At 41.0% G+C, this 19,741-nt stretch carries 18 protein-coding genes; 2 read left to right on the top strand and 16 right to left on the bottom strand.

The window, feature by feature from the left end:
- Positions 1-221 precede the first annotated feature (221 nt).
- The 3 genes from A6J31_RS03320 to A6J31_RS03310 form a co-directional block, all read right to left on the bottom strand.
- A complete protein-coding gene (locus A6J31_RS03320; protein ID WP_080610440.1) occupies positions 222-4,703 on the bottom strand; it encodes a glycoside hydrolase family 70 protein in 4,482 nt (1,493 codons plus the stop codon).
- Positions 4,704-4,976: 273 nt separating this feature from the next.
- Complete coding sequence (locus A6J31_RS03315; protein WP_080610439.1) at positions 4,977-5,999, bottom strand: glycosyltransferase; 1,023 nt, start codon at positions 5,997-5,999, stop codon at positions 4,977-4,979.
- Between the two features lie 33 nt (positions 6,000-6,032).
- Positions 6,033-7,292 carry a carbohydrate-binding domain-containing protein gene (locus A6J31_RS03310; protein ID WP_073685408.1) on the bottom strand — a complete coding sequence of 420 codons (1,260 nt, stop codon included), beginning with the start codon at positions 7,290-7,292 and terminating at the stop codon, positions 6,033-6,035.
- 321 nt (positions 7,293-7,613) lie between these two features.
- On the opposite strand from A6J31_RS03310, the gene A6J31_RS03305 reads away from it, so the two are divergent.
- Positions 7,614-8,393: a polyphosphate polymerase domain-containing protein gene (locus tag A6J31_RS03305; protein WP_080610438.1), complete on the top strand. Its 780-nt coding sequence runs from the start codon at positions 7,614-7,616 to the stop codon at positions 8,391-8,393.
- Positions 8,386-9,069, top strand: coding sequence for a DUF4956 domain-containing protein (locus A6J31_RS03300; protein ID WP_048790767.1), 684 nt, complete (start codon positions 8,386-8,388; stop codon positions 9,067-9,069). The genes A6J31_RS03305 and A6J31_RS03300 overlap by 8 nt, the downstream gene beginning before the upstream one ends.
- Positions 9,070-9,203: 134 nt before the next feature.
- Here A6J31_RS03300 and A6J31_RS03295 read toward each other — a convergent pair whose 3' ends face one another.
- The 13 genes from A6J31_RS03295 to A6J31_RS03235 form a co-directional block, all read right to left on the bottom strand.
- A complete protein-coding gene (locus tag A6J31_RS03295) occupies positions 9,204-9,998 on the bottom strand; it encodes a hypothetical protein (protein WP_080610437.1) in 795 nt (264 codons plus the stop codon).
- Positions 9,999-10,211: 213 nt separating this feature from the next.
- Positions 10,212-10,526, bottom strand: a complete 315-nt coding sequence (hisE, locus tag A6J31_RS03290; protein ID WP_002884043.1) for a phosphoribosyl-ATP diphosphatase — start codon at positions 10,524-10,526, stop codon at positions 10,212-10,214.
- 8 nt (positions 10,527-10,534) lie between these two features.
- Entirely contained in the window at positions 10,535-10,873 is a 339-nt protein-coding gene (gene hisI / locus A6J31_RS03285) for a phosphoribosyl-AMP cyclohydrolase (protein WP_073689295.1), read from the bottom strand.
- Entirely contained in the window at positions 10,870-11,628 is a 759-nt protein-coding gene (gene hisF, locus A6J31_RS03280) for an imidazole glycerol phosphate synthase subunit HisF (protein WP_073689296.1), read from the bottom strand. The genes hisI and hisF overlap by 4 nt, the downstream gene beginning before the upstream one ends.
- A 1-nt stretch (position 11,629) precedes the next feature.
- Positions 11,630-12,349: a 1-(5-phosphoribosyl)-5-[(5-phosphoribosylamino)methylideneamino]imidazole-4-carboxamide isomerase gene (gene hisA, locus A6J31_RS03275; RefSeq protein WP_080610436.1), complete on the bottom strand. Its 720-nt coding sequence runs from the start codon at positions 12,347-12,349 to the stop codon at positions 11,630-11,632.
- 48 nt (positions 12,350-12,397) lie between these two features.
- Positions 12,398-13,006, bottom strand: coding sequence for an imidazole glycerol phosphate synthase subunit HisH (hisH, locus tag A6J31_RS03270; protein ID WP_080610435.1), 609 nt, complete (start codon positions 13,004-13,006; stop codon positions 12,398-12,400).
- Complete coding sequence (hisB, locus tag A6J31_RS03265) at positions 13,003-13,587, bottom strand: imidazoleglycerol-phosphate dehydratase HisB (protein WP_002884025.1); 585 nt, start codon at positions 13,585-13,587, stop codon at positions 13,003-13,005. Before hisB ends, hisH begins: the two co-directional genes overlap by 4 nt.
- A 19-nt stretch (positions 13,588-13,606) precedes the next feature.
- Positions 13,607-14,890 (bottom strand): histidinol dehydrogenase, encoded by a 1,284-nt coding sequence (hisD, locus tag A6J31_RS03260; protein ID WP_080610434.1) that lies wholly within the window; start codon positions 14,888-14,890, stop codon positions 13,607-13,609.
- Positions 14,887-15,537, bottom strand: coding sequence for an ATP phosphoribosyltransferase (hisG, locus tag A6J31_RS03255; protein ID WP_021144333.1), 651 nt, complete (start codon positions 15,535-15,537; stop codon positions 14,887-14,889). Before hisG ends, hisD begins: the two co-directional genes overlap by 4 nt.
- A complete protein-coding gene (locus A6J31_RS03250; RefSeq protein ID WP_080610433.1) occupies positions 15,491-16,510 on the bottom strand; it encodes an ATP phosphoribosyltransferase regulatory subunit in 1,020 nt (339 codons plus the stop codon). The genes hisG and A6J31_RS03250 overlap by 47 nt, the downstream gene beginning before the upstream one ends.
- A complete protein-coding gene (gene hisC, locus A6J31_RS03245; protein ID WP_080610432.1) occupies positions 16,507-17,559 on the bottom strand; it encodes a histidinol-phosphate transaminase in 1,053 nt (350 codons plus the stop codon). Before hisC ends, A6J31_RS03250 begins: the two co-directional genes overlap by 4 nt.
- 749 nt (positions 17,560-18,308) lie before the next feature.
- Positions 18,309-18,698: a hypothetical protein gene (locus A6J31_RS03240; RefSeq protein WP_070575035.1), complete on the bottom strand. Its 390-nt coding sequence runs from the start codon at positions 18,696-18,698 to the stop codon at positions 18,309-18,311.
- Complete coding sequence (locus A6J31_RS03235; RefSeq protein ID WP_070575032.1) at positions 18,679-19,602, bottom strand: phosphodiester glycosidase family protein; 924 nt, start codon at positions 19,600-19,602, stop codon at positions 18,679-18,681. The genes A6J31_RS03240 and A6J31_RS03235 overlap by 20 nt, the downstream gene beginning before the upstream one ends.
- Between the last annotated feature and the right edge of the window lie 139 nt (positions 19,603-19,741).

The raw sequence follows: 19,741 nt of genomic DNA, 5'->3' as shown, positions 1-19,741 counted from the left end.
AGTAAAACTATTTTCTATAAAAACCACTAAAACCCTTGATACAATGGCTTTTACAACGATTCTGACTCAAAATTGATATTTGTCAGATTTTTTTCTTTAAGGAGCAAAAAAAGGCAAAATTTCTTTAAACGATTCTCGTTTTCAAGAAATTTCACCTATAAATTCATGTCAAATCATATCGTTTTTCACTTAATCTCTCAGATTAAGATTAGATTGATTGATTATTTATCAAAATCAGCATAACCATTTTCATCGAAGAAGACAGTCTTACCGTCTTGGAAAGTGATCCATGTGTTTGTCACACGTTCTCCAAGAACTGATTCGTAGTATTCCACTCCTTTTGGTGTGCTGATTGGGCTACCTTTAACTTGACGTCCCAAATGATCAAAGTAATACTCTTTACCATCGATATTTTGGCGTCCTGTTACAGCCTTACCATCTTTGAAGTAGTACCAAACATTGTTACCAGTTGTCAAGAAACGGTTATTGAGACGCTCCCCTGAATCTTTATCATAGTAAGAAAGTGAACCATCAGCATTCTTAACAAAGTCACCTTTAACTTGGCTACCATCTTCTTTGAAGTAATAGTTTTTACCGCCAATGCTATAGGCACCTGTCACGATTTCACCATTATCTTTGGCATAGTACCATGTCTTACCACCATCAAGAGTGAAGAAATCAGATTTGACTTGGCTTCCATCAGCATTGAAGTAATAGTTAAGGTGGTCAATTGTTTGACGACCTGTGGCGAGGTTACCATCCTTATCAGCATGGTACCACTTGCCGTTTACTTCGAAGAACTTGTCTTTAACCTTGTAACCATTATCTACAGTGTAGTAGCTAATCTTGCCATTTTCAGTAACAAATTCACCTTTAACTTGGGCACCATTTGCACGGAAGTAGTATTCGTGACCATCCAAAGTAAGGGCACCTGTCACATTTTTACCAGCTGCATCACGGTAGAACCATGTTGAGCCATCTGTTGTGTAGAATTCACCCTTCTTAGCTTGTGCATAGCCTTGATCATTGAATTCATACCAGATACCATCAATTTCAGCCCAACGATTTGTGTAGGCATTACCTGAATTTTTATCGAAGAAGTAGAGTTTTCCGTCTGGAGTAACATACTTAGTACCTTTAGCTTGGAAGCCATTTTCATCAAAGTATTGCAATCCTCCACCAGCATGAGTCAAGCCAACAGCCATTTCTCCAGTTGGTGAGAAATAACGGAATTTAGCTTCTGTTTCTGAAGTACCTTCTTTCGGTACATCTAATACAAAGTAACCATCTTTGTACTGCTCACCAAAGCTACCAAAGTAATAATATTTACCATCCTGTTGATAAATAGAATCACGAAGCTGGATACCGTTTGGCAAGAAGAAATAAGTCTTACCATCGATATCTTGACGACCAGTTAACATATAACCTTCTTTATCGAAGTAATAGTAATTTCCAGCATATTTAATGAAGGCATTCTTAGCTTGGAAACCACTATTATCAAAGTAGGCCATACCCTTACCATCATAGTAGAAACCTGTCTTACCACCTTGATCTGTCAAAGGTTTTGGCAAGAAGATGCCATTATCAGAAACTTGATAGTAGCGACCAGTAGCATCGTTACTGAGAACATAACGACTACCACGACCAAGGATATTAGTACCATTCATGTACTTAGCAGACCATTGCTTGATTTTAACAGATGGATCAATCTTCTTACCAGTTGATATCATCACATCTTCAAACAACTGTGGATATTTCTTTTGGAGCTCATCAAGGAACTCACCACCATATTGAGCTTGGAAGTCCTTACCTGATGATTTAGAATTTGCAACATATAAAGTGTTATTGATATAAGCATTGGCCTTTGGAGTACCATAACTATTAGCACGTGTTGCTGTTACAACTTCTTGTCCTGGCAATTGGTAAAGTTGATCTGGTACCCAGTCAGCAATTGCTTGAATACCTTGCTTGTGAAGGGCTTTAAGGGCATCACGAAGATCTTCTTTAGAACCGTATTTGTTATTCTTGCTCATGGCAAGGTCATATCGGTCAGTAAAGGCATAACCATTTTGGATAACAGAATCAAGGAAGGTACGGTCATCAGCCGATACAAATTGAGGAGCCATCTCGAATGATGTGATTCCCCATGACTTGAAGAGTTCTGCATTTTCTGCAATCAATTTATTAGTATATTGGCTATCTTTTTCAACAAAATCTTGGAAGTTTGAGAAACCTTCATAGATAACTTGTGAGTCCAATGCTTCAGTAGCAGAAAATGTCTTGTCAAGTTTCTTATCTGAACCTTTAACACGGATATCTTGGTTATCAGGCGCACCTACTGGTACCCAAACACCAAGATAACCTCTCATATCAACAGTTCGATACCCCTTGATTTCATCTCCACTGAAAGTCAAGTTCCCTTCAGCATCAGTGTATTTAATTTTTCCAGCTGCTGCTGCATCATTTTCGTAAGTGACAATTCCCTTATCAGTACCAAGAAGTAATGGACGGTAGGCTTGGTTAGCATGAAGTTTACCCATGTTAACTTTCAAAGTACCATCACCCAGTGAGAAATCCTGATTATTGGCAATAAGGGTCAACATACCAGAATGTTTACTTGTTTCTGCTACACCCGTAGTTTGGTCAGCAGTCATAATATCTTTACCGTAACGAACAGATGACAAGATTTCTTTTCCATTGAACGTGTCGACTTTCATCGATTGTCCACCTGAAACATATTTCATACGGTTCTTCAAGAGCGTTGTGATAGCATCGTAGTAAGGAGACTTGGTAGCCATATATTGGCCGTTATCCGTATAAAGATCTCCATAATAAACACGAGTTACCTGCTCCATATTTTGAAGAATCAAAGCATAGGCAGCTGGAATATTGTTAATAGTATAACGTTTTTCTGCCTTCTTCATATCTTCATTATAGATTTCAAAGGCACGTTTCAATTCAGCATCAGTCATGGTATAACCATCTGATTTTGGATTGATCTCTTTTTGAACAATATCACGAATGATATCTTGAACAAGGTTATCATGAGCACGCGCAAAGATATAGTTAGCTTGTGTATCTCCATACTTACTATTATTTGTACGGTCTGTCAAACTGCTAGTAATCAAATCTTTCAATGAAGAGCCCGATCCATAAAGTGCACCCATAATTGCATAACGAAGGTTATTGTCCATGGCAAGGGCTGCACCATCATGTTTTTGATTATAAGCATTATCATTTAAATCCCAAGCTTCAAGGATAGAAATGTGAGCGAGTGCATTAGCTTCAGATTTATCCACACCAAAGGCTGCTCGGAAGTAGTTTGTATAAACTTGGAGAAGGTCTGCATCAACATTATCAACTGCATCAACACGGATACCATCAAAGTTAGCATCCTTATCACCCATAACAATTGATCCCCAGTTCACAAGATAGTGAATTTGGTTCAACTGCTCAGCTTGCACAACTGGATTTGAGTTATCAACGTCATTGGCAAGTAGGAATTCATAACCACCCAAGTATCTTCCTGTACCATTTAGAGAACCATCTTGGTTACTTGGTGTACGGTTAAGCAAACGGTAATCAGAATTTGCCCAAGGGGTCTTGTCATTATTGACATAAAGAAGAGCTCCCCCTTGAAGGTGGTCAGCAAGGGTATAGTTTTCAGTTGTAGTATTCCACTGGTCTTGTTCTTTTACAAAAGACTCAATTGCTTGACGAAGCCATTCAGTTGATTTTTTAGCTGAAATTTCTTGTTCAATCTTAATTTGAATTGTCTTAGCAGCTGCATTCAATTCAGATTGACTTTGGCTGGTTGAATAAGTTGCGTTAAGGTTAAAGTGTTTAGAGAAAGTATTGAGGTAGGCAACTTGTGTATCTACATCAGGCCACCATGCCATCAAAAGTGGACGGAAGTCTTTCTCAGTTGATACACGCCATTTTTCACCATTTTCCAAAATAGTGACTGGACGGTACCAGCTATTAGGTGTCAAATAACCATCTACCAACTCAAAGCTTTCTTTCTTAGAATCGTAAGCACGGTTATGTGAAGAGAAAGCATCAACTAGATTAGTTGTACCTGGTGTGAACGAGTGTGTTGATGTGCTTGTCAAAGCACCATCTTTACCAAAGTAAAGCAACTGGCCATTAACTGAAACAGCAAAGTTTGTTTTGTATGAACCATCTTCTTTGACATAATAGTATTTACCATCAACTTGTTTGATGTTGTCCAAAGAGAGTGCTGCTGTTTCTTCTTTTTCAGTAACACCAGATTTTGGTTTTTCAGCTACTGTAAGCGTTGTATCTGTCGCAGTCGCAGTTGAAGCTGGTGCTTCTGTTGTTGCATCATTTACTACTGCTGCACGATCAGTTGTTGCTGGTACTGCAGTATTAGTAGTTGTATCTGCTGCAGTGGTTGCTGCCGCAGGAGTTTCGACTGTTGTAGTATCAGCAGCCTTGTCAGTTGTTACTGCTGTCGCATCTGTCGTAGCAGTTGCTGCTGGAGCGGCTACTTCATGCGTTTCAACGACAACATCGCTTTCAGCTGTCGTAGAGGCAACTGGTTTCGTTGTTTCATCGGCTGAAACCTTTTGATTAGCTACTGTAGCACCACCTACGATAGAGGCAAGTGCTGCCGAAGTGACGGCAATCGTCACCCACTGCTTCTTAACTTTGTGAAGCTTATAATGTACCTTTTTTCCCATTTTAGGTCCTCTTTTCATTTTCCTAGTTTGAATGAAATCTACATAATTCAAACAATTTCATTATAGCATATTTTTTTCAGCCATTTCGAGTCTTTATCAAGTCATTTCAATTTTTAATCATAATGTAAATTGAAAAACATTTTGACAATCATTAAAAACTACCGAATGTCGAAAACGGTAGTTTTTTCTATATTTTTAGGAAAATTTTTAGAGGTAATTGAGAGGTAAATAAACTATCTCTATTCAATCAGTTAGCGATTTTCAAGTCAGCTATTAAGCAAAAACGACGTTATGTTGGACCCTATAGCTGACTAAAAAGAGCAAGGTTTCTGTAACCAATTTTGCCAGAACCAGGCCTAAACCAATAGCAACTAGACTACTAAGTAAAAAATAATTACAGGCCAGGAGGACTAGGACCAACATAAAGTAGCGAACACTCGACCTAAAGAGGGAGCTTGTCGGATTAAAGACCACATTAGCGTTCAGTAGACACTGGCTGGAAGCCGAAATCACACGAGCTAACACGACCGAAAGGAGCAGATTTTTCGTCAAGGCAAAGAGCACGAATAAGGCTGTTGCATCAATGACTGAGGCCAAAACGGCCGTGCCAGAGAACTTTAAAAAAGGGCTGTAAATACGGATGGAATCACGAACGGGCCGAAAGTGCGAACTTTTATTTTCCTCCAGATAAACGGTTTCGATAGGAACTTCAGAGATTTGGTAGCCTGACTTTTTGGCTTCAAGTAGCATATTAAACTCGTACTCGAATCGATTGCCGTCCAGGTTAAGAAGCCATGGAATCAGGTCGGTTGACATACCTCGAAGTCCTGTCTGAGTATCTGTTACCTTCTGACCAGTTATCAGATGGAAGAGCCCTGCAGTCACCTTGTTGCCGATGCGACTACGTGCTGGTACCTTACCAACAAAGGCACGCGCACCCAAAACAAGATGACTGGGATTTTCCTCGATTGCCTTGGCCACACGGACAATATCTTTAATCAGATGTTGACCGTCACTGTCAACTGTGACAATAGGTTGAGCCGAAAGGTGCTGACTGACTACTTCTTCTTGAATGTGAGCAAAGGCAGTTTTGAGAGCAGCTCCTTTTCCTTTATTGATAGGATGGGTAAGGACAGTCGCTCCAATAAAAGCCGTTTCGTCGTAATAGTCGTTATAGCCTGGGCCACTCCCATCATTAACAACAATAATACGGGCTTTAGGGAGTTTTATGGTAATATCTTGAACCACCTGAATCAGGCGTTTGTCTGGTTCATAAGCTGGAATAATAATATACATAGGCACTTCCTTTCTGTCTCATCCTATGACTCTTTAGTGACCTCCTCCAAAGCCACCTGGTTGCCCACCACCTTGGGGACCACCGCCGCCAGGCATTGAGTTTTCAATCTTAGTTTGTTTCTCACCATTGATAGTAATGTCACCACCAGTATAGGTCGCTGAACCATCGAAGTCAAAGCCAGACTGGCCAGTCAGATTAATCGTTCCACCCGATACAAAAATATCGCCGTTAGAATCGATTGGGTCTGTATCACCCTCACCAACCTCAACATTTAGTGTTCCACCGGTCATCTTGAAGAAAATCTCACTTTGACTGGCATTAGCATTGGCCGCATTGACACCATCATCCGTTGCATAGACGTCGATGTTTCCACCATTAATGGTCACAGATTTACCTTCGATACCTTCGGTTGATTTTTCAACCTTGTAAGTACCACTATCAATAATCAGGTCCCCGGACGCATGAATACCGTCGTCACCAGCCTTAATGGTCATGGTATTGTCAGACAGATACATGGTACCTACTGAGGTGTCGTCATCATTATCGACCTTAACACCATCTTCTTCCGCTTCAATGGTCATAGTTGTTCCTGTGATGTTGAGTTCATCATTGACATTGAAGGCATCACCGACTGAGGAAATCTTATAGGTACCGCCAGTCATATGAAGGCTGTCATTGGCTTTAATACCGTTATTTTTCTTGGCATCAATGTTTAGAGTACCTGAACCGTTAATGGTCAAATCTCCTTTAGAAAAAATCACAGCATCCGCATCTTCATCACTATTAGAACTTGAATCAGAAAGTGTATTTGTAGTGCCATCTTTAAGTGTCAGATAGACATGACCAGCTTTTGTGGCATTGATTGCTGCATTTGTATTTGTCATGGTAGCACCATCTAGAACAATATGGACATCGTCTGAATCTCCAGCGTCTACCTTGATTTGCACACCATCGGATTTTCCTGAAATGACGTAGGTCCCAGCTTTGGAGATGGTTACAGTTGAACCTGATAGGGCTGCACCATCACCTGAAACATCCGCAGATGAGCCTGATAACTTAATCTTAGTAGCTGAGCTTTCGTTATAAGAGGTATCAGAATCTTTAGAAGTAAAGTAGTTGCTGTTGCTCTTATTTGTTTTCTTACTGGTCGTTGATGTTACAGCACTTGTTTTGGAACTTGTAGTCGTCGTCCCAGTTGACTGACTGCTTGATTGACTACAAGCTGTCATGACTGTTAGGGCAGTCGCACAGGTCAATAAAGTCGTCCATTTTTTTAGTTTTTTTGATTTCATATTTTTTCCTCTCGTGTTCGTTTGGATGATTACAGTTTACGGGACTTAGCTAAAACATTTCTAAAGGTTAACTAAAACTTATCTTAAGTTAAGTTTGGTGAAAGTTTGGCTTAGGAAAACTTTCAGAAAAGTCCCATAGACTAATAGACGAGCAAGTTAGTGCTATATAGAAATAGTACATTTTCGCTCAACTTTTCTACTATAAAAAAGAATTAAAACAATAAGTCGACTGTTTGAAAACAGATGGTCCTGCAACAAATTCCCTATTTTCCTGGGAGTTGCTTTACGGCTTTGTATATTATCTATAAAAGGAGTTTTTTCATGGTTAAACAATTGGAAACACGTTTTAAACGTATTGAAACAAAATATGTGGTCTCAAAGGAAAATCTTGAAGACCTGCTCACTGATCTTAAGGAGTATTTGGTAGAGGATGATTATCCGACATCTACCATTTCAAATATTTACTTTGATACGGATAATTTTGACGTCATCCAAGATGCCTTAGATGGTAATCACCGTCAAGAGAAAATCCGCATGCGTACCTACCTAGCCAATCCCCAAATTGATAGTAAGGTCTTTTTAGAGGTTAAAGCCAAAGATGATGAAGGAATCGGTCATAAGTTTCGTCTCGTTTCAACACCGCTTGCCATCACTAACTTGCTGACAGACGGTAAGAATCATGGTCAAATCACTGACCGCCAGCTATTACAGGATATCCACCACTTACGTCAACGCTATGATGAGGGGCTCAAACCTCGTATGTATATCTACTACGACCGTTTTTCGATGAAAGAAAAAGAGACTATCGAAGGCTATGCTTACAATAAAGTACGTGTTACCCTTGACCAAAATTTGACTTACCGTGATGAAGACGTCAGTCTCTTTAAGGGAAATCATGGTTTTCCCCTTCTTGATGAAGATACGATTATCATGGAAATCAAGGCACCTGGCAAACAGCCTGACTGGCTTCAAGCTATCTTAGACAAACATGGTTTGGAAGAGCAAAAATTCTCAAAATACAGCTGTGCCTATCATAAGTCTCAAGGTCTAGACTACGGACCACGTCCAGCACAAGAAAAAGGAGCTGCTGCCTATGTCTAATCTCTTCAATTCTATCTTTAATGATGCGACCGCAACCGCTAGTCCCCTTCAACTCATGCTGGCCTTACTGGTCAGCCTTGTTTTGGGTTTGGCCCTAACCTGGACTTACAAATACCGAACCCTCTACACCAGAGAATTTGTCATTAGTTTGACCCTACTTCCATGTTTGATGACCCTAGTTATCTTCCTTGTCAATGGGAGTTTGGGAACCTCTATCGCCGTGGCGGGGACCTTTAGTCTCATTCGTTTTCGTTCTGCCACCAGCGGTTCTAGAGAACTAATCGCTGTCTTCATGGCCATGATTATTGGTCTGGCATCTGGGACAGGCTATCTCTTACTGGCTGTCCTCTTTACCATTTTCCTTCTAGCTGTTTGGCTTCTTTTGGAAAATCGTCAAAGTCGTACCGACAACCAACGTCGTAGGCTCCTGACCATTAATGTCTCACATCAGGACATGATTGACCAAAAAATCACTAAAACCTTGCTCAATTTCACAAGTGAATGCGACCTGATTTCCCTTAACACCACAGGTGGAGGCGAAAGCATACAACTGGTCTATGAAGTGGACTTGAATCCCCAAGTGGATGACTTCCAATTGGCCAATCACCTTATCTCTAGTATTGAAAATTGTGACCTTTCCCTAACCAAAAAAGCTAAAAAGAAAAAGAATTTGTAAGACAAAAAGACATCTCCGACTTATTTCGGAGATGTCTTTGCATGTTTTGAGGTTAATATTTTCACTAAGCTATAGCCTATACCTCTATGCCACCAGTATGGAGTGCGAGATTATCGCAGGAATCAAAGTATCATCTAATCATCTTCATCTTGGACAACCTTACCATCTTGTATGTTAAAGGTATAGCCAATATATCCGGAATTGTCATAGTAAGCGGAATTTTCTTTATCAGTTGTGAAAAAATAAAATTCGTACTCTCCGTTAGGAATCTTGCTAGCATCCAGTTTAGTTGCGGCCTCTTCTAAATCTTTCTTACTAGTATTTTCTGTATCGCCTACTTCTATTCTCATAGTAACAAGGTGTTCTTCAATCATTGTTTGGTAGGGAATTTGATAATACCCATAAAAATCATCCTTCCCGTTTTTACGGTTTTCCTCAGCTAAATGCTTTTTACGATTACCAGCCTCTTGATCAATCGTAGTATTATCGCTGAAGGAGAATTCTTCGATATCAAGGCCTAACGATTGCTTTTTAAGTTCCTTAAAGAGTTTCTGCTCTTCTTTTTTTACAGATTTTTGTTGTAAGTAGCTTTCCCAGTAATGACTTGGGGTCACATATTCTTCACCATTAACTGTCCAGTCCAGGTTAAAAGTAATTTGTGAATCTAATGATATGGTTTGATTATCGTAGGTGTCCTCTGAATAGGTATAATCGACATAAATACCATCTGAATCTAGAAACACCTTTTTGATAAGCTTAACTTGGACCTTTCCCTTAAAACCATTATGAGCCAAGATCTTTTGCGTTTTTTCCCTAGCCTTGAAGTAAGAATTTGGCAGTACAACTTTACAACCAACTAAAAGAATAGAACAGAGGAGGAGAATAGCTAAGCAAGAAAGCTTTAAAATATTAGGAGTATTTTTCTTCATAGTACATCCTTCCTTTCCTCAATGATTTGTATAAATAAGCACACCAAATCCTTCAAATAAAACGAGCTTCCTTCACTCCTATCATAGCATTTTAAAGCGCTTTCTCATGGTAGTTAGAGGAACAAAATAATTAAAATTCCTCATAGCAAAAAAGCCTGAAATTAATCATCACTTCAGGCTTTTCATCTTAGTTCAAATCGGTTGAGATAATCCTTAATAATCTGTTACTTCTTTTCGGTCATGGACATTGCTTTGTTTGCCTTGACGTGCTTTAAGAACAGCTTCCACGTCTTCAGGGCTAACTCCTGTTTCAACGAGCATGACTGCTAGGTGATAGAGGACGTCTGCTGTCTCGTTGGCAATTTCTTCTTTATCAGCATTTTTGGCCCCAATCACAACTTCTGTCGCTTCTTCGCCAACCTTTTTAAGAATCTTGTCTAGCCCCTTGTCAAAAAGGTAATTGGTATAAGACCCTTCTTTGGGATTCTTTTTACGATCTAAGGCTTCCTTATAAAGTGTTTCTAACATAGCTCCTCCTATCTGTCTTGTCTGTCATCATATATATCCGTAAAGAAACAGCTGTAGGTTCCTGTATGACAGGCTGCTCCTTCTTGTTTCACGGCGATAAGCAGGGTGTCCTGATCACAATCAGTCTTGATGCTTTTAACATGTTGGAAATGACCAGATGTGGCTCCCTTATGCCAAAGCTCATTTCTAGAACGGCTCCAGTAATGCATTTGTTTGGTCTCTAGGGTCAACTGATAGGACACCTCATTCATATAGGCCAACATGAGCACCTGCCCCGTCTTGTAATCGGTCACAATGACTGGTACAAGTCCCCCTTGTTTATCAAAATCAAGTTTAACCTCTGTCATCGTCTCACCTCAATTCCTGCATTTGCCAAGACTTGTTTGGTTTCGCCTATATTTACCTCACCAAAGTGGAAGATAGAGGCTGCCAGTGCACCCGTTGCTGTTGTCTTTTCAAAGACCTCTACAATGTCCTCAATATTTCCCGCGCCACCAGAAGCGATGATCGGAACATCAACGACTTCCGCCACACGATTTAGCATTTCCAAATCAAAACCAGACTTAGTGCCGTCCTTGTCCATGCTGGTTAAGAGAATTTCTCCAGCCCCCAAGGCGACGACTTCTTGAGCCCATTGGATGAGGTCCCTACCTGTATCCTTACGGCCACCTGCCACAAAAACATGCCAGCTCCCATCAGACATCTTTTTAGCATCAATCGCAGCGACCACACACTGATTGCCAAATTTTTGAGCACAATCAGCGATTAGTTGAGGGTTGGCAAGGGCTGAGGAATTGACCGCAACCTTGTCAGCACCGGCTTTGAGCATCTTGTTCATGTCTTCAACTGAACGGATACCACCACCAACCGTGAAAGGAATAAAGACCTGGTCGGCAACACGGCGCACCATGTCAACCGTTGTTTCACGATTGTCTGAAGTCGCTGTGATGTCCAAGAAAACAAGTTCGTCACAACCAGCCTCATAATAGGCACGCGCAGAATCAACAGGGTCTCCAACGTCTGTCAAATTCACAAAATTGACTCCCTTAACGACACGACCATCCTTGACATCCAAACAAGGAATAATACGTTTTTTAAGCATCTTAACCTCCGAAAGACTTGAGTTGGTCTAATGTGATATTGCCGTTATAGTAAGCTTTACCGACAATGGTTCCTGCCACACCAATCTCTTGTAGGTGATCTAAGTCGGCTACTTCTGCAATCCCACCGGAAGCGATGACTTTGGCGGTTGTGAGTTCAGATACCAAACGTTTGTAGTGATCAAGATTGGGTCCTGTCAGTGTGCCATCTCGATTAACATCAGTATAGACAAAGAGGGTTACGCCCATCTTTTCCATTTCCTTGGCCAAGGTAATATAGTCCACATTGCTGGTTTCCAACCAGCCTTCAGTAGCGACAAACCCTGCCTTGGCATCAATACCTACGACAATTTTATCAGCACCAAATTCCCCTAAAGCTGCTCGAACGAAATCAGGATTCTTAACGGCCATTGAACCGATAATGATACGGTCGATGCCAACTGCCAAATAATCACGAATCTGCTCCAAGGTACGGATACCGCCACCAACTTCGATGCCAAGTCCAGAAACCTTCTTGACCTCTGCAATCAAGTCACGGTTAGTGGCACGACCATCAAGGGCACCATCCAAATCGACGACGTGAATAAATTGAATGCCCGCATCCTTAAAGGTCTTTGCTTGCTCAATAACGTCTGGATTAACAATGGTTTGTTGGTTGAAATCTCCTTTGAAGAGACGAACAGCCTGTCCATCCTTAATATCAATTGCTGGTAGAATTTGCATCTCCCCTACCATCCTTTCTAAGTGAAAAAAATTTGCTCTCAAGAGCTTTTAGGCTTTGCATAAACCTACAAATTGTTCAATAATACCTAAACCAATATCACCTGATTTTTCGGGATGAAATTGGGCACCATAAACATTGTCTTTATGAATCATGGCTGGCACCTCGATACTATAATCTGCGGTAACATCAATATATTGGCTAGGGACATCCGTGAAATAACTGTGAACGAAGTAGACAGCTTGGCCGTCTAAACCATCTGTCAAAGGGCTGGCTTGCTTAACAGCCAAATCATTCCACCCCATATGTGGGACAGGTTGCTCCTTGCTAGCAGGAATAGCACGGCAAACACCTGGAATAAAACCAAGACCATTTGTTTCCTCATGTTCCAGTCCTTTTTCCGTTAAAATCTGCATGCCTAAGCAAATTCCTAAAAGTGGAACTCCCTTTGCTACGGCCTCTTTGATAACAGCTACCAAGCCTCTTCGCTCAAGCTCTGTCATGGCTGTTGGATAAGCACCCACACCAGGTAAAATCAAACCATCTGCAGCTAGGATTTTTTCTTTATCGGCAGACAATTCTGCAGTCACACCGATCTTTTCAAGGGCACGCAGAACATTGGCGGTATTCCCCGCATCGTAATCAATGACGATAATCATAGCATCCCCTTTGTTGAGTTTACGCCGTGAATGTCAGGATTAACTGTGATAGCCTCACGCAAGGCACGTCCTGTTGCCTTGAAGAGACTTTCTGACTTGTGGTGATTGTTTTTTCCGTGGAGAATCTTGAGATGGAGATTCATCTGAACATTGAAAGCCAAGGCTTGAAAGAATTCTTCAACCAATTCTGTGTCAAAATTACCCAATTTTGGATTATCAAAACTAGCATCAAAGACCAAGAAACTACGTCCAGACAAGTCTAAACTTGCCATTCCGAGGGTTTCATCCATAGGTACAAAAGCCGTTCCATAACGGTTGATACCTGCTTTATCGCCCAAGGCCTCTTTAAGAGCTTGACCAAGGACAATACCGACATCTTCAACGGTGTGGTGACTATCAACCCAAAGGTCGCCATCGGCCTTCACCACCAAAGACATACGGCCGTGACGGGCAAACAAGGTCAACATGTGGTCAAAAAATCCGACACCTGTTTGAATATCTACTGGTTCTTGAGCATCCAAATTGAGGCTTAACTTAATTTTGGTTTCAAAGGTATTACGTTCAATTTCTGCTTGTCTCATAACTTCTTCCTCTACTCTCTCAATTATTGTCGTTTCTGACTTCAATTGCCTTGGCGTGGGCCTGCAAGCCTTCCGCATAAGCCAAGGTTGTGATATCGTGCTGAGCCTTATTGACTGCTGCCTTATCGTATTGCGTATATTGGATACGTTTGACAAAATCGTGCACGCCTAAAGCTGATGAAAAGCGACTAGTCGCTGTCGTCGGAAGAACGTGATTGGCACCTGCATAGTAGTCGCCAATTGGTTCGCTAGTAAAGTGACCAAGAAAGACGGAACCAGCATTTTCCACTTTTTCCAAGTAATCATAAGCATTGTCCATAGCAATTTCCAAATGTTCTGGCGCAACCAGGTTCATGAGTTCGAACATGGCATCTGTATCATTGGCAATAATAATACGTCCGTTATTTTCGACAGATGGACGAGCAATTGCCTCACGTGGCAAAAGCTTGAGTTGACGTTCAATCTCACTTTCAACCGCATCAGCCAAGGCTTCAGAATCTGTGACCAAAATGGCGCGTGCACGTGTGTCGTGCTCTGCTTGAGACAAGAGGTCAGCTGCCACATATGTTGGATTGGCACTACTATCAGCGATAACACCAATTTCTGATGGTCCTGCAATCATATCAATACCGACAATACCGTAAACCTGTTTCTTGGCAGTCGCCACAAAAATATTTCCAGGACCTGTAATCTTGTCCACCTTTGGAATCGTTTCTGTACCAAAGGCCAAGGCCGCAACCCCTTGAGCCCCACCAACTTGGTAAATGCTATCCACACCAGCCAATTTGGCGGCTACCAGAATCGCAGGAACAAAGTGCTCTTGAGGCGGTGTAATCATAATAATCTCTTTAACCCCAGCAATTTTAGCAGGAATAACATTCATAAGAACTGATGACGGATAAGCCGCAGTTCCTCCAGGCACATAAACACCCACACGATTGATGGGACGAATCAATTGACCACGAATAACACCCTCACTTGGTTGGTCCTCAAAACCAGCCTCCAACTGATGCTTGTGGTAAGATTCAATGTTTTCTTTGGCATTAACTAGGGCTTGGTAAACCTCTGGATCAATTTCTTTAAAGGCTTGATCAATCAAGTCCTGTCCTACTTCAAAATCAGTCAAGTCAACCTTATCAAATTTAGCTGAATAGTCACGAAGGGCCTCGTCTCCTCGTTTTTTGACATCCTCAATAATGGCTTGAACCGTGCTTTCAACGTCTCTATTTTCTTTTGAAAGTTCCAATTGCTCCTGATAAAGAAGCTCAGAAATTTCTTTATTTGTTCCGGTTAATCGTTTCATTCGAACGGTACCTCCTCGTTCCCTACAAGTGATTCAATCTTACGAATGAATGGCAGGACTTCCTTGTTATTTTTCAAAGAAGCCTTGTTCACAATCATTCGTGCTGAAATACGGCAAATATCTTCATAAACTTTTAGGCCATTTGCAACAAGGGTATTCCCTGTTTCCACAATATCGACAATGGCATCTGCTAGACCAATGACGGGGGCAATCTCAACGCTCCCTTGAATCGAAATGATCTCGACATCCTCACCCTTTTGATTAAAATAATCCGTCGCAATGGTTGGATACTTGGTTGCAATACGTTTACGCTTATGGTCATCAGGGTTATAATCTTCTGTTGATGCTACGGAGAATTTACAAAGGCCAAAATTAAGGTCTAACATTTCTAAATAACCTGTCGGATGTTCGACCAAAACATCCTTACCGACAATCCCAATATCTGCGACACCGTGTCTAACGTAGGTAGTCACATCTGGAGCTTTGACCAAGAGAAAACGGAACCGGTTGTCAGGACTCTCGAAAATCAAATTACGTCCTTTATCGGCCATGAAAGACATATCAAAGCCAGCTTTTTCCAGTAATTTAACCGTATCTTTCTCAATACGTCCCTTGGTCAAGGCAATTGTGATTTGATTGCTGGTCATCCAAGTCACCTCCAAATTCCACATCGTCATGTACTGCTTGATAAACTGAGTCGATATCAATGGCCCAGCCAACCGCTGTTAACTCGGTAGCCCCAAAACGTTCAAATAGTTTATCGTAACGGCCACCTGATACAAAGGCATCTGGTACCTTGTCACCGAAGACCTTAAACATCATGCCCGTGTAGTAAGGCACTGCTGGCAATTGAGCCAAATCAAGCGTCGTCTCTGGGAGACTATCTGATAAACGATTAGTTAAAACTTCCAAACTATCCAAGGCCGTCAAAAAGGCTTCACTGTCTGTTAACTGTCTAGCCTTAGTCAGGACAGCATTTGTCTCACCAAACAAGAAGGGTAACTGCTCCAAGACCTTGTCATATTGACTTGGATTTTCTTTGGTGAACTCCTTAAGACCGGTAATCGATTTATCACGGATATAGGCCGCCAACTCTGCTTCTTTTACAGCTGGAAGGTTTAATTCTTCAAAAATGAGTTGTAGGAGGCGGGCATGTGAAAATTCAAACTTGTAATTCTTGACCCCTGCAGCATCTAGAGCCTCTTTAGCAGAAGCTATTGCTTCTTCCAATGCCTGATGAACTGGAAAACCAATGATTTCCACACCAGCCTGCGTATGCTCATTGGACAAGCCACGCATCTCCTCATTGTAGTTAAAGACTTTTCCAGAGTAAGAAAATTTAATCGGTGTATGAACTTGAGTCGAAGCAATCACGCGCCCAATTTGGCTGGTAATATCAGGACGTAAACTAACAAGATCTCCATTTTTGTCAAAGAAATTATAGTTTCCATTGTCCACAAGATCACTAAAGACTTCGAAATGCTCTAAGGTTGGTGTCTCAATCCGAAGAAAGCCCTTTGTTATCAACAAGTCACAGATACGGTGTTCAATCTGATACATGGTACGGGCACGTTTGAAAAGTTTATCGTGCATTCCTAAGGCTAATGTCGTTTTTTTCATGCTTGTAACTCCTGTATTGTCATTAATACGCGCTCCATCTCATCCTGCGTCCCAATAGAAATGCGTAGTCTGTCTGAAATACGCTCCACTTTTGGAAAATAACGGACATAAATTTTCTTACCTTGGAGGTAGTCAAACAATTGACCTGCAGTCACTCCGTGAGGTTTGACCAAAACAAAATTAGTTTTTGAAGGTAGGATATCAAAACCAATCGCCTGCAATTCTTGGCTAAACCAGTCACGTGTTGCCATAATCTTTGCGCAAGTGTCCTCATAGTAGTCCCAGGACTTAACCGCTGCAGTCGCCAAGACTTCCGCAATGCTATCCACATTATAGGGGTTGACTGAATTCTTGACAGCATTGATCACAGCCATTAGTTTAGGACTTCCTATGCCGTAACCTACACGCAAACCAGCAAGGGAGGCATCCTTAGAAAAGGTCCTAGTGATAAACACATTGTCATACTTTTCTAGGAGCGGTAAGGCCGTCTCCCCACCGAAGTTAATATAGGCTTCGTCAATAATCACAACTACCGACTGGTTGGCTTTTACAATCTCCTCAATTTGATCAAGCGGTTTATAAATACCTGTTGGCGCATTAGGATTGGTAATGACAATCCCACCATTTTCAACCAGATAATCTTGAGTATTAACCTCAAATGAAGAACTCAAGGGCACTTCTCTAAAAGGAATATGGTACAAATCTGCCCAAACCTTGTAAAAACCATAGGTCAAATCTGGAAACAAAACTTCTTCCTCGCTATTAAAGAAAGCTAGGAAAGCCATTGACAGGATATCGTCTGAGCCATTTCCGATAATCACTTGATCGGCAGGCACACCCAACTGTTCAGACAAAGCCTGACGTAAAGCTACTTGATCCAAAGTCGAATACTTTCGTAACTGATGGGCATCAAAGGATGCTAAAGCTTGATGAACTGCTGGACTTGGTCCATAAGCATTTTCATTAGTATTCAACTTAATGATATTTTTCTCAGCAGGCTGACTACCCGCTACATAGGGTTCAATCTTTCGTAATCCTTTGATTTCCATAGTTTTTCCTTTCTGTTCGACTCTAACCAAGTGTACTTCTCGCTACACACTCTAAAAAAAGTGTAACAAAAAACGTCCTCGCAAAAATAACTTTTGCAAGGACGTTGGCACGTGGTTCCACCTTAATTCGAACAGGGGTCGCCCCCTCTTCCTCATGAAGTCACAAAGTATCACTTGTAACTCTCAGTCTCTAACGGAACCACCCGTCGTACACTACTGTCATCCAGAGTTCGCATACGCTCTCAAGAATGTGTCGTCTTTGATCTCATGCGTTCTCAGCTTCCCGCATTCTCTGTGAAACGATCTGACTTTTTCTATCAACGATTTTGATTTTAGTTTATTTTACCTGAAAATTTAGAACAAAGCAAGTCTTTTTTGTATATTTTTATAAAAACTTGAAATCATTGTATATTTAATAGCCAAAACAAACTGCTGTGAAATTGAGTTCAAATAAATAAAAAGTTGATGAGGTATCTTTTTACAAACCAAGTGGATCCCTAAAGAGACTTCTGAGTGTGATAGCTTAACTGGGAAACACCACTTCTTTCAAGTACTTTCATCACTACAGAAGATCTCGTTCTATCTAAATTCCTATCACAAAAAATCTTGCTCAGTTATTTTTTATGACAATTTCTTTCTACTATTTCCCAAATTGAAATCATTTCTTCATACTATAATTTGTATATTTATCCTAAATAATTTTTCAAAGCAAGACAAAAAGCTTGAAGCACAGCTCCAAGCTCTCATGGTTAAGCCAATTTTCTAGGTCTGATAAATCCTGTCATAATACTCAAACAAAGTAGCACTGCAGCAACATACCAATAAGGCATGTCCACGCTAGTTGTACGTCCTGAGACTTCAACAATACCTTTAACTAAACAAGCACTAGCGACAACAGCGATGGCTGAATTAAAGAGAAGTTTTGAGGCACGATTTCTCACCCAAGACATTCCCATCCCTGTTAGCAGATAAATCAAAGCTCCAGCCAATGGTGCGAAGAACATCATGCGCATAAACATGGATGATTCGCCATAAGAAAAGCGTTCATAGACAAAGGTAAAGACTAGGCTAAAAATAGTTAAACCGATGTAGGTGAAAAAGTGTTTGCTGGCTGATTTTTTAGTAACCGATGTAAACAATATCGCTCACCGCCCTTTCTGAGATTTTATTTCCGTTTGTGGTTGGCTTGTTAATGACTTGACCATTGAAATACATGGTTGATGAGCCACCACCATCAAGGTTGTAGGCTGTCGTCACACCATAGGATTTCATCAACCCTGCCATTTCATAGAGAGTCAATCCTGACGACTCACTGGTACGACCATCAGAGACAATGACAATATAGTGCACACTGCCATCACTCTCTTCGATGACTCCGATGGCTGTCCGTGGATTGTCAGCCATGGCTTGACCAACCTCTTCATTTTCCGATACAGCTATCTTGCCATTTTCAACCAAGGTTGGACCAAAGGCAAAGGTATTCACCACACCTGAATCAACCAATTTTTGAGCCGTTGTATCGCTTTCCTTAAAGGTCTTGAAGCTACCATCTGAGTAAACGGCAAGGTCTTCATAGTCACTGTTTCGATCAGTATCACGATAGACTTGCCCATTCTTAATCACATAACCTGACTGATTAGCCCCATAGTAATCACCATTGATGGCAAAGATAGCATTATTTTGCTGGGCAATACTAGATGTCGTGTCGGTGATGTTAGTCCCGTAGGTATTTTGCGCCAAAGCTGTTTTAAGGTAATCAGCACTTGACAGCTTGATATCTGCCACATAGTAGGTAGTATCACTGGTTTTACCCGTTGTGATTTTGATATCCATATTGTCATCTTTATAGGTCGTATCTGTCTTAGTTACCTTACCAGTGCTGGTAGATGCTGTCGACGAAGATGTGCTTGAGCTAGTCGTATTGGCTGAAACCGTTGAGACTGCTGAGGGAATGACAAAGACCTTTAAGAGAGAGTAGACATTTGCCCCCATCAGAAAAAGGGTAAAGAGTAAGGCATAGGCATGCCTTTTGAGAAATTTCATAGAAAACCTCCAATTTTGAAAGATAAGATAGAAACCATAAGTTTCTTTTGCTTGAAATTAGCATAACAAGCAAAGCTTAAAATCTTCTATAAATCCCACAACCAAGCCTTTTCTTTAAGGTTAGCTTAAGAAAAGACAG

It is taken from the genome of Streptococcus sp. FDAARGOS_192 (assembly GCF_002073815.2).
In the GTDB taxonomy this organism is placed as follows: domain Bacteria; phylum Bacillota; class Bacilli; order Lactobacillales; family Streptococcaceae; genus Streptococcus; species Streptococcus salivarius_H.
This window is presented reverse-complemented; position numbering and strand designations above follow the sequence as displayed.

Excerpts from the sequence above, each read along its gene's own strand:
- A6J31_RS03320 (WP_080610440.1), bottom strand. The coding sequence starts at position 4,703 with ATGGGAAAAAAGGTACATTATAAGCTTCACAAAGTTAAGAAGCAGTGG.
- A6J31_RS03315 (WP_080610439.1), bottom strand. The coding sequence starts at position 5,999 with ATGTATATTATTATTCCAGCTTATGAACCAGACAAACGCCTGATTCAG.
- A6J31_RS03310 (WP_073685408.1), bottom strand. The coding sequence starts at position 7,292 with ATGAAATCAAAAAAACTAAAAAAATGGACGACTTTATTGACCTGTGCG.
- A6J31_RS03305 (WP_080610438.1), top strand. The coding sequence starts at position 7,614 with ATGGTTAAACAATTGGAAACACGTTTTAAACGTATTGAAACAAAATAT.
- A6J31_RS03300 (WP_048790767.1), top strand. The coding sequence starts at position 8,386 with ATGTCTAATCTCTTCAATTCTATCTTTAATGATGCGACCGCAACCGCT.
- A6J31_RS03295 (WP_080610437.1), bottom strand. The coding sequence starts at position 9,998 with ATGAAGAAAAATACTCCTAATATTTTAAAGCTTTCTTGCTTAGCTATT.
- hisE (WP_002884043.1), bottom strand. The coding sequence starts at position 10,526 with ATGTTAGAAACACTTTATAAGGAAGCCTTAGATCGTAAAAAGAATCCC.
- hisI (WP_073689295.1), bottom strand. The coding sequence starts at position 10,873 with ATGACAGAGGTTAAACTTGATTTTGATAAACAAGGGGGACTTGTACCA.
- hisF (WP_073689296.1), bottom strand. The coding sequence starts at position 11,628 with ATGCTTAAAAAACGTATTATTCCTTGTTTGGATGTCAAGGATGGTCGT.
- hisA (WP_080610436.1), bottom strand. The coding sequence starts at position 12,349 with ATGCAAATTCTACCAGCAATTGATATTAAGGATGGACAGGCTGTTCGT.
- hisH (WP_080610435.1), bottom strand. The coding sequence starts at position 13,006 with ATGATTATCGTCATTGATTACGATGCGGGGAATACCGCCAATGTTCTG.
- hisB (WP_002884025.1), bottom strand. The coding sequence starts at position 13,587 with ATGAGACAAGCAGAAATTGAACGTAATACCTTTGAAACCAAAATTAAG.
- hisD (WP_080610434.1), bottom strand. The coding sequence starts at position 14,890 with ATGAAACGATTAACCGGAACAAATAAAGAAATTTCTGAGCTTCTTTAT.
- hisG (WP_021144333.1), bottom strand. The coding sequence starts at position 15,537 with ATGACCAGCAATCAAATCACAATTGCCTTGACCAAGGGACGTATTGAG.
- A6J31_RS03250 (WP_080610433.1), bottom strand. The coding sequence starts at position 16,510 with ATGAAAAAAACGACATTAGCCTTAGGAATGCACGATAAACTTTTCAAA.
- hisC (WP_080610432.1), bottom strand. The coding sequence starts at position 17,559 with ATGGAAATCAAAGGATTACGAAAGATTGAACCCTATGTAGCGGGTAGT.
- A6J31_RS03235 (WP_070575032.1), bottom strand. The coding sequence starts at position 19,602 with ATGAAATTTCTCAAAAGGCATGCCTATGCCTTACTCTTTACCCTTTTT.